The sequence below is a fragment of the Tenacibaculum amylolyticum genome, from assembly GCF_964511145.1.
Classification (GTDB): Bacteria; Bacteroidota; Bacteroidia; order Flavobacteriales; family Flavobacteriaceae; genus Polaribacter; species Polaribacter amylolyticum.
The window spans coordinates 43,815-53,570 of the sequence record NZ_CAZEFZ010000072.1; the positions used below are offsets into that span (position 1 = coordinate 43,815).

The window sequence follows — 9,756 nt, forward strand, 5'->3', positions numbered from 1 at the left end:
GAGAGTACTTTTCTTGGGTTGGTTCTTTTAAACGAATTATAAATATATGAAAATAGAATTTAATCAAGAAAAATAATATGTATTTGTGTTGTTTTAAAATGTATATATTTTATGAAAACACAACTAAATTTAGTACTTTCGTACTTGAAAAGAAAAGATAAAAAATTGTTCTGAAAATCTCCCAATCCCCAGACTTTTTTCAAACACTTTTATAACAATAATGCTTAGTAGTCAACTACATAAGCCTGTATTGCTATGTCCTTTCTTTTATTAACCTGTAACATTAAATTTAATTATAAATGAAAGCAATTAAAATCGCTTGTATTGCTTTGAGTTTAACGGGTAGTACCCTTTATGCTCAGCAAGCAATTGTAGATTGTAATGCAAATCTTGACAAAGCATTACATATCTTAAAAAGAAAAGAAATCTCTAAAAAACAAGTAGAGGAAAGTATTCAACTTCTAAAGCCTTGTGCTAAGCAAGAAAATACCCTATCTCAACTATTATTAGGTAGGGTTTATGTAAGGCAAAAAAACGCAGTAAAGCACAAAGAAGGTTTCCAATTGATTAAAAAAGCCGCAGAGAAAAATAACCCTGTTGCCATGACCGACTTAGGAATCTTATATAAATATGGTGTAGGGTGTAATTTAAGTCTTACTAAAGCACAAGAATGGTTTGAAAAAGCAAGTGCATTAGGTGACAATAAAGCTATGTATAGTTTAGGCTATCTATATTTTAAAGGTCTAGAAAACATAGAGCAGGACTATAAAGAAGCTGTGAAATGGTTTGATAAGAGTAAATCTGAAATGGCTAAATATTGGTTAGGGGTTTGTTACTATTACGGATATGGAGTAGAAAAAGACATTCTAAAAGCTAATGAGTTATTAAAAACAAATTTTTCCTTAGACACAACAGTAGAAGACAATATTCTAACAGAAAGCCTTCCTTTAGATGTGTCTTCGACTTTAGATCAAGAAAATGAAATTCAAACAATAGAAACTAACACTTTCTTAGGGACAAACACTAGTTTAAATGGTCTTTGGAAGGGACAACTATTACTTTTTGATTGGTCAGGTAAAAATGTTGAACAAAAAACACCTATTCAGTTAAAAATCAATTACAATACAGATAAAGATGAGTTTTCTGTAGCTTGGAATGTTGACAATCAAAAAAAGGAAAATCAGTTTACTCAAATAGAAAATACTTTGTATTATGATGATCTAAACTTTGTTTTGCCACATACTTCTTTTAGAGATGGAATACCTAATACCATTTCTCACAAAATAAACTCGGTAGATTTTAAACAAAAAACTATTGGTGCAAGAACTTTTTTAATTGCAACTATAGAAAGCAATATTCCAGATTGGAAAGAAACTGGGCAACCAATACGAATGGTATTACAAAAAATAAATACTACTTCAAGTACAGAGGATGAATTATCTGATGAGATTCTAAAAGCACTAGCCAATCAAGAAGCTCACTTTATAAAGTTTTATCCGAATCCTTTTGTAAACGATTTGATTGTCTCTTATTCGCTTGATAAAAAAGCAAATACTACTGTTACAATTACAGATTTGAATGGTAATAATGGGCTAACTATTAAACCTAATGGTATTCAAGAATTAGGAAACTATCATTATACCGTTAATGGGAATCAGTTTAAACAAGGAATGTATTTAGTTACAATCCTATTAGATGGAGAAAGAAAGACTAGAATAATTGTAAAAAAATAAAAAGAGAAAGATGAAAAAAATTATATCATACCTAATTATTGTTTTTATAGGTATAACAACCAATATAAATGCGCAAGATCAAATTATCGACATCGGAGATTTCGGTGGTGGTACTGGTGGTGGAACAACTGGTGATTTTCCAAGACGAGATGGAGATAAAGATTCAGAATCTGATATTGTAATTGATTTTAATTTTAACTCTGTTATCACCTCTCATGGTATCATAGAAGCTGTAAACAGAAGTCGAGCAAATCAATGGGCAGCTAGACAGCATGGTATTATTAAAACCGCATTAGAAAATCGGTTTAATAAACAATATAACCATTTGAATGATGGTTTAAGAGATGTAGGGCGTACTATTGAAAATAATTTTGCGAAAAGAAATGTCCATTCTGCATTAAGTAATACTCATAGTAGAATTTCTGAAAAAACAAAAGTAAGGAATAGAGCTTTAAAAGGTTTAAAACTGCTGCAATACCGAAGGGCAGAAATAGCATCTGGTAGGCTTAATACTAATTATGGTCATTTAAAGTATAATAATACTCCAATAAAAAATTATAGGTCTACGGCTAGTATCGATGCGGTTATTAACCAAGCGGTAAGCAGCTATCAAAACAATGAAGTTCTATTAGATAAAGCAAAATTTGCTATTCCTGAAATTCAAGCAATTCAATCTGAAATATGGGCAGGAAGATTTTTTCAACATGATTTATTAACAGCTATAGGAAATAAACAAGTAGCTTATATGTATTCTCCTAATAGTGCTTTAGCTGAAATAGATTTGATGCAGACTTATGCTAATAATATGACTGCGCAAATAAGCTATGTAGCATCATTAGATAATGAAACCATCAAAATCAAATATTTTGGTACAATTGATTTTATTAGAGATTATGCTGCAAATGCTAGTGGTAATATATCTCTTTACGACCCTGCGTATTTAGATTATTTACGTAAAAAAGTAGGTTTTTTAAGCGCTCATTATGAATGGATAAGACTTAAGAATCAAAACCTTACCCAAGGTATAAATAGTGTTTCTTTAGATGAAACTCTAGGAGAAGGAGCTATTTCTGCTATGAGTACACGAAATAAGAATTTTTTAGAGAACAGACCAGGATTAAAAAGCGAAGTAATAAGATATTTTAAAGATTATGAATATAATCAAACATCAATTAATCAAATCAATAATTTATTAAATAACTTAATTGATGGAAATGATTATATATTAAGCAATTCATTTTATCAATCATACACAACCCCTGCTGTTCAAAGTAGTGCTAACAAAGACTTAGCATTACGCACAAAACTAAGTAGTAGTGCAGTGAATTCTGGTTTTAGCGGTTTAGGTAATGTATTTGCGAAATTATTTACTGAAAATAATTTTAATGCTTTTGAAGGAGAGCTTATTCGTAATTTCTTTACTAAGAATGGTATTGCTGTACCTCTTTATATCCAAGAAGAATGGCTTGGTGCTGCATTTCAATTCACTACAGATTCAGATAATTTTATAAGGATAAATTATAATCAAGGGAGTGGCGTTTTATTATGGAATAATCATATTAGAACTCAGAATTATCTTAATAATTTAATACAAAATTTAGACTCCAATTTAGGTTTAGATACTCGTACAGAAGGTTTTTTATTTAAACATCCTGAAATAGCATTAGAATTTGAGAAAAGTCTAACAAATAATAATTCTACATTTAATCAAAATTTACTTAAAGAAGCAGAAAAAGCTATTCTAGCAGATTGTTGTAATGGTTTGTCTTCTCTTCATTTAGGTACAGCAGGATTAAGAATTGCAACTTTTGTTAGGTATGAGAAAAACCGCTTAAAAGCATTACACCCTGATTGGTCTAGCTATAAACTTACCAAAGAAGCATGGATTAGCGTTTTTCAAACAGGTTTAGATATAATAGGTATGGTTCCTATTATTGGTGAAATAGCAGATGTAATAAATGGTGCAATCTATCTTATAAGAGGAGACTATGCAAATGCTACAATTAGTGCAATTGCCTTAATACCAATAGGAGGACAAGTAGCAACAGGAACTAGAGTTGCTGTAAAAGTAGTTGATAATGTTGTAATACCTATAGCTAAAAATGCTGATGAGGTTAGAAAACTTGTAGATTTTACTCAAAGTGCCAATAGAGCTATAAACGCAATACAAAGCGGGGTTAGAATAATTACAGAAGGAACTGGAGCATATAAAACAGTAAGAGGGCATCATCCTATGGCTAAAAAAGCTTTTGAAGCAGCAACCAACTATAATTATAAAGAAGCTTTTAGTGTATCAGCTAATTCATTGAATAGTTTTGGAGTTGCTCATTCAACAATAACAGGTAAGCAAAGAAGTTTATATACAGCTTGGAAAAATGCAAATCCTAATATTAAAATGACTTTGGAAGATATGGCTACTATTGAAATACAAGCTATGAAAAATGCAGGTATACCAGAAGATGTGGCAAAAGGATGGGTTTTAAAAGCAATAGAAGATTTAAAAAACCAAGGTGTATTTGAAATAAAAAATATACCTTGGAACGGTGTTAACCTTTAAAGATTATAAACAATGAAAACAAACGAAGAAGCATTAGAATCCTATGGTAAAATAATTGTTTCAGAGGTTTTTGATCAATCATATCAAGGATTAAATAAAATTATTTATGAGGGTACACCCAACCCATTAAATAAAAAATATCATGATTTTTTTAATAAACTTAGTCAAAGTGATAAAGATTTATTGCGAGAATACTCTGTTAAAAATATAACTAATGTTATTTTTGATATGTTAAAAGTTTTTGAAGAGAATGAAAATTTTAAACTAGTTTATCAAGAAAGCGAAAAACAAGTAAACTTAGTTGAAGTAAGTGAGATGTTAAGCGCTGAACCTGTTTCTGAATATGGTTGGATTGCTAAATTTAGTAAATATGTAAAAGATAATGAGATAATTTAAGTAAAAAGTTATATTTATAATTTAGAACCGAGAGTGTCCCTCTCGGTTTTTTAATATTAAGGATAAAATGAAGTCAAATAAAGAAATATTAGATTTAATAGGAGAATTAATAATTAAAAATGCATTTGATAACCAATATCGTTTTATCAAAAATAATGTTTCAGATTTATCTTTAACAGAAGAGTATAGCAACTTATTTAAAAACATGTTACCTATTCAAAAATTAGAAATAGAAAAGTATACTTCTGAGATTTTGAAAGGTTTTTTATTTGATATTTTAACTGTTTTTGAAGAAAATGAAGAATTTAAAGTTATTTTTGAAGAAAACGGAAAAATTGTTAATCTTGTTGAGATAAGTGATATGCTTAAAGCTGAACCTATAATTGAAAATGGTTGGATAGAAAGGTTTAGTAAATATGTAACAAAAGATAAATAATTTAAGTAAAATTATTTTTATAATTCAAAACTGAGGGTATTACACTCTCGGTTTTTAATATTAAGGATAAAATGAAATCAAATAAAGAAATATTAGACGAATTTGGAGAGAAAATTATACAAGATTCTTTTGATCCTATTATATCAAACATTCTTAGTTTAAGACAAAAAGAAAATCCTCTACCTATTTTTAAAAATTATTGTGATTTATTACAAAATCTAAACGAAAAAGACTTTACGATTTTACAAGAATATTTAAAAGATAGAATAAGTAGTTCTATTTATAATTTTTTAAGATTTTTTGAAGAAAATGAAAATTTCAAAATAATTTACCAAGAGAATGAAAAACAAATTAATTTATTAGAAATAAGTGAGATGTTAAAAGCTGAACCTATAATTGAAAATGGTTGGATAGAAAGGTTTAGTAAACATGTAACAGAAGATAAATAATTTAAGTAAAAGTTATATTTATAATTTAGAACCGAGAGTGTCCCCTCTCGGTTTTTTTTAATTAAGTATAAAAATGAAATCAAATAAAGAAATCTTAAACCAATTTGGTGAGTTAGTTATAGAGTACGTTTATGATGATGCCATAAAACATCTTAATGATCTTATAAATGATTCTACAAAATGGGGAGTTGGGAAAGAATATACTGAAGTGTTTGATAAGCTTTCCAAAGAAGATGTAAATAAGTTAAAAGCCTACGTGAAGAAAACAATAGGTACATCTTTATTTTCATTTCTTAGCATCTTAGAAGAGAATGAGGAGTTTAAATTAATTTATGAGGAAAATAAAAATCAAGTAAATTTAGTTGAAATAAGTGAGATGTTGAAAGCTGAACCTACAATTGAAAATGGTTGGATAGAAAGGTTTAGTAAACATGCTACAGAGGATAAATAATTTAAGTAAAAAGTTATATTTATAATTTAGAACCGAGATTATCCCCTCTCGGTTTTTAACATTGAGGATAAAATGAAATCAAATAAAGAAATATTAGATTTAATAAGTGAATTAATTGAATTATAAAAAACAAAAATCAGTGACAAAAAATAAATCTTTTAAAGTGGGTATTGCAAATACAATACTCATTTTCTTTAGTTTTACATTACTTACACTTTTTGATGAAAAAGAGAGTTTATATATTTTGATATTTTTAAGTATAGTAGTCTTTGTAGGATTACTATTAAGCGTAATTGGTTTTATTTTGTCTATAGTAGAGTACAATAAAAAAACAATTGCAAACAAATCTTTTTTATTAAATCTGTTATTAAATAGCTTATTTCCTATTATTTTATTATTGCTTTTAATTATGAATTTAGATGATGTGTTGAAAATATTTTAAAGCCTAAGTAGTAAGTATGATGAACTTTTTTACACAAAAAGTTAAATGGATTTATAACAGAATAGGATAGTATTATCCTATTCTGGTTATAAATTAATTCTTAAATACTTTATTGTTCTTCAAAAAGTTGAATTGATGGTGATTTGTATTCTTTTTTACTTGAATCTATTTTCCAATAACGACCATTTTTATTTTCACTTAGAACAGAGTTGCTTAAAATGCTTTTAAGTAATTTAACCTGTTCTTTTGACCTACTTAACTCAATTTTCGGGAATGAAGTTATTCCTCCATAACCTTTCTTAGTGATAATAATTTCTTCTTCAAGAAAAGTATCTAAAATTGCTTCAAAAAAACGGTATTTTCCATTTCTTTGATCATAAGCTGTAGTTGAAATTTTTATTTGTCCATTATCTTTCTTTTTAAAATCTAACTTCATCGGCTTTCCTTTATGATAATCTAAAACCCTTATTGTACCTGATTTCATTTTTTCTAATTCATAAAGGATTTCTTCACATTCAATATCAGATAGACCTTCTACATTCTCATTTTGTGACTCTCTGAACGTATATTCAATATTCCCTAAACCTTTTGGCGAAGAGTATGCAAAAAGTGCTCTTAAAAGTATTTTTCGATCTAAATTTGTTACATCAAATTCCATTTTTTATAATTTTACAGGATGAATTAATTTTTGTAATCTAAAATAGCTTTTACGTTTAAATTATTTACTTTTTAATATAAATTATTTTTATCTAGAAAAAAGACTAATCTTTAAACTGTTGTTGACATACTGTTAAACTCTTATCTACTTCTAAAAGAACTAATTTAGCTAAGGTAAAAACATATTTTATCAATAATCGCCAAATTATTTAAGAGGTTTACCTTTTTAGAATAACAAAGTGAATAATTCCCAATACATAATGTCTATTAATCATCATTTTGTTTAATATTACGTTAGTTTATATTTCTTCTAAATCAAACTCCTTTAAAAAAGTTTGTACTTCTTTAGGTCTTAATTTCTTTTTAAACTTGGCTATATCTAAAGGTATTTTTCTATTTTCTACAATTATAGTATTAATTGCGTAACGCATTTCTCCATCATTTAGATAATAATAGGTTTCAAATAGTTTCTTTTTCGTGTAAATAGTATTCATTTTTTTTCTTTTTAATTAATAATAGTCCTCTATATATAGTAACACTTGGTGTAAACCTATTTCAGGATTAAGTAAGGTTTTGCGGTTCTTTGCATTTTCCTGCGTTTTTTGTTTTCGCTACTCTATAGTTGGTTATCATGTTTGTCCTTTATCTATAATTGATTACTGATATTAAAAGTCTTTTTAACCATAATTACCCCTAGTTTACTAGCTTTTTTTACTAGTTTTACACCGAAAGCTTACTCGCTTTCATAAAGCATCTTATAATAGTTAGTGACCCTTAATCAACCCTACTATATACTAAGATGCTTCTTCTTTTGCAGTTTCTTGCGTTTTATTGCGTTTTATTGCGTTTTTAATTCTAACGGAGTTAAAAAACAATAGAGTAAAGATTTAAAACAATGATTAATAGTTTTTTAACCATAAACAAAGACTCTGTCTTGTCATTTTGCGTAAACTTGCATTTTCTTGCGTTTATGGCTTGCAGGCTTATTAATTCGTATAATATAACCTTAGTATCTCTTTGTTCTTATGATACCATTGTTCGTATTGTTTTTCAGTTTCCTTTCCCATGGCTATAAAATCATCTATTGTTTCTCCTAGATTTGGAGTATAACCTATATAAAACACTTTTGCCTTACTCATGGGACGGTGTAATCCGTCTACAATCTTAAAAACTCGTTGGTTTTGTACTACTTTTTCAGTTAAATAGCATTGTAAATTTTCCTTTTTCATCTGTTTTATTATGTATTCATTTCAATTTTTATTAATTGTATTTTAGCTCGGATATTGTAGTCTATTAAGCTGTTTTTTTTATTTCCTCTATACGTTTTGTTAATTCACTTACATAGCTTTGCGGCAAATTATTTCTTACGTAATTATACACCTGTGCTGTGGTGTATTTTCCTTTTTCATAGGCTTTTATAGTATTTTCAAAACGTTGTTTCATCTTGGCTTTGCGTTTCCTTGCACTTTCCTGCTGTTGGCTTTCTTTCTGTTTTTCAATCCTGTTTTGTTGGTGTTTCAAATGACTTTTCCAAATAGAATGCAAACCATAAAACCCGATGCCATTGGAAGCTTTTCGGTGAACATCAAAATACAAAGACGGGTATAATGCGGGAATCTTTGATTTTAAAAACCATTTACGGGCGAAATCTAGCTTCCAGCGATACTCTTTTAGCTTTTTTAATAGTCCTTCTTTTTGTGTAATTCCCTTAAATAAAGTCTGGTTAAGGTTATTAATTGCATTTTTCCAACTCCCCACGTGTACGCTCTGGTGATTCTTCCAAATCTTAGCCGATGATTTTACAAAATCCTGTATCAACACGCTTCTAAATTCCTCTGTAGTCACATTGGCGTACTGAATAACTTTTTGCAAGTAATGATAGCTTAAACCCTTGTGATTGTCATATTTTCCCGCTGAGAGTTCCTGTGCAAGTGTCTTTTCTTCCATCAATTTGGCAAGAAAATTAACCGTAACCGTGTTATTTGTTCCGTTTGATTTTGCGCCAGTTTTTAAAAAATCTGGCAATATTTTTCGAATCGTTGCTACATTTTCCCGCGGGCTAGTTTGTTTTGCATTACTTATTCTGATGGTGGTCTTGTAGCTCTCTGCAAGAGATACGTTTTGCTGCTGCATTAAACCACATTCATTTTCTTTATGAAAAATTAAAAAGTCTTTCTTTTTATTTCTTTTTAAAACTTTATTATTATCACTATTATCGTGTAAAATTTTCCACCCGTTATAGTTAAAAAATTGACTTTCAGTAAGTTGTCGTTTTGGCGGTTTTCCGTCCAAAATAGCTACAATTTCAGGGTTAAAATTCACCGAAATTGGCTTGTTTTGGTTCACATAAGTATAGTTGATTAACACCTTTGCTTCACGTAAGCGTTTAACATGATTTTTAGCGGTTTTCTTGCAAAAAGAGAACCTTTGTACACCTTCTTTCTTATGAGTGGCTAATTTGCGCTGATCTATCCTTAATTTAGGTAAATCATTCTTTAAAACACGTGTAGGGCTATTGGTAGCAACTAAATACGTGTTACGCTCTTTAAGCTGACTAATATAAAAGCCTAATAGCGTATTAAATACAAGCTCTGTAGGAAATTTGATAGTTTGAAGACGTTTTTTAGGCAAGTAG

At 28.7% G+C, this 9,756-nt stretch carries 10 protein-coding genes; 7 read left to right on the forward strand and 3 right to left on the reverse strand.

Annotated features, from left to right (window positions below; genetic code table 11):
- The first annotated feature begins 299 nt into the window (after positions 1-299).
- The 7 genes from ACKTTC_RS17415 to ACKTTC_RS17445 all read left to right on the forward strand — a co-directional run bounded on the left by ACKTTC_RS17415 (position 300) and on the right by ACKTTC_RS17445 (position 6,464).
- Positions 300-1,733, forward strand: coding sequence for a T9SS type A sorting domain-containing protein (locus ACKTTC_RS17415; protein WP_408041135.1), 1,434 nt, complete (start codon positions 300-302; stop codon positions 1,731-1,733).
- A gap of 10 nt (positions 1,734-1,743) precedes the next feature.
- On the forward strand, positions 1,744-4,290 hold the full coding sequence (locus tag ACKTTC_RS17420) for a hypothetical protein (RefSeq protein ID WP_408041136.1): 2,547 nt from the start codon (positions 1,744-1,746) through the stop codon (positions 4,288-4,290).
- 12 nt (positions 4,291-4,302) lie between these two features.
- A complete protein-coding gene (locus tag ACKTTC_RS17425; protein WP_408041137.1) occupies positions 4,303-4,686 on the forward strand; it encodes a hypothetical protein in 384 nt (127 codons plus the stop codon).
- Between the two features lie 67 nt (positions 4,687-4,753).
- Complete coding sequence (locus ACKTTC_RS17430; RefSeq protein ID WP_408041138.1) at positions 4,754-5,122, forward strand: hypothetical protein; 369 nt, start codon at positions 4,754-4,756, stop codon at positions 5,120-5,122.
- Positions 5,123-5,193: 71 nt separating this feature from the next.
- Positions 5,194-5,571, forward strand: a complete 378-nt coding sequence (locus ACKTTC_RS17435; RefSeq protein WP_408041139.1) for a hypothetical protein — start codon at positions 5,194-5,196, stop codon at positions 5,569-5,571.
- 73 nt (positions 5,572-5,644) lie between these two features.
- Positions 5,645-6,022: a hypothetical protein gene (locus tag ACKTTC_RS17440; RefSeq protein WP_408041140.1), complete on the forward strand. Its 378-nt coding sequence runs from the start codon at positions 5,645-5,647 to the stop codon at positions 6,020-6,022.
- A 115-nt stretch (positions 6,023-6,137) separates the two neighbouring features.
- Positions 6,138-6,464, forward strand: coding sequence for a hypothetical protein (locus tag ACKTTC_RS17445; protein ID WP_408041141.1), 327 nt, complete (start codon positions 6,138-6,140; stop codon positions 6,462-6,464).
- Between the two features lie 109 nt (positions 6,465-6,573).
- Here the strand turns inward: ACKTTC_RS17445 and ACKTTC_RS17450 are convergent, their stop codons facing one another.
- From ACKTTC_RS17450 to ACKTTC_RS17460, 3 genes are all read right to left on the reverse strand, one after another.
- Positions 6,574-7,122: a hypothetical protein gene (locus tag ACKTTC_RS17450; protein ID WP_408041142.1), complete on the reverse strand. Its 549-nt coding sequence runs from the start codon at positions 7,120-7,122 to the stop codon at positions 6,574-6,576.
- A 298-nt stretch (positions 7,123-7,420) separates the two neighbouring features.
- A complete protein-coding gene (locus ACKTTC_RS17455; protein WP_408041143.1) occupies positions 7,421-7,615 on the reverse strand; it encodes a hypothetical protein in 195 nt (64 codons plus the stop codon).
- A gap of 492 nt (positions 7,616-8,107) precedes the next feature.
- On the reverse strand, positions 8,108-8,350 hold the full coding sequence (locus ACKTTC_RS17460; protein WP_408041144.1) for a hypothetical protein: 243 nt from the start codon (positions 8,348-8,350) through the stop codon (positions 8,108-8,110).
- Positions 8,351-9,756 lie beyond the last annotated feature (1,406 nt).

Bases quoted from the DNA above. Each gene is read 5' to 3' on its own strand.
- ACKTTC_RS17450 (WP_408041142.1), bottom strand. From the start codon at position 7,122: ATGGAATTTGATGTAACAAATTTAGATCGAAAAATACTTTTAAGAGCA.
- ACKTTC_RS17415 (WP_408041135.1), top strand. From the start codon at position 300: ATGAAAGCAATTAAAATCGCTTGTATTGCTTTGAGTTTAACGGGTAGT.
- ACKTTC_RS17420 (WP_408041136.1), top strand. From the start codon at position 1,744: ATGAAAAAAATTATATCATACCTAATTATTGTTTTTATAGGTATAACA.
- ACKTTC_RS17435 (WP_408041139.1), top strand. From the start codon at position 5,194: ATGAAATCAAATAAAGAAATATTAGACGAATTTGGAGAGAAAATTATA.
- ACKTTC_RS17440 (WP_408041140.1), top strand. From the start codon at position 5,645: ATGAAATCAAATAAAGAAATCTTAAACCAATTTGGTGAGTTAGTTATA.
- ACKTTC_RS17425 (WP_408041137.1), top strand. From the start codon at position 4,303: ATGAAAACAAACGAAGAAGCATTAGAATCCTATGGTAAAATAATTGTT.
- ACKTTC_RS17455 (WP_408041143.1), bottom strand. From the start codon at position 7,615: ATGAATACTATTTACACGAAAAAGAAACTATTTGAAACCTATTATTAT.
- ACKTTC_RS17460 (WP_408041144.1), bottom strand. From the start codon at position 8,350: ATGAAAAAGGAAAATTTACAATGCTATTTAACTGAAAAAGTAGTACAA.
- ACKTTC_RS17430 (WP_408041138.1), top strand. From the start codon at position 4,754: ATGAAGTCAAATAAAGAAATATTAGATTTAATAGGAGAATTAATAATT.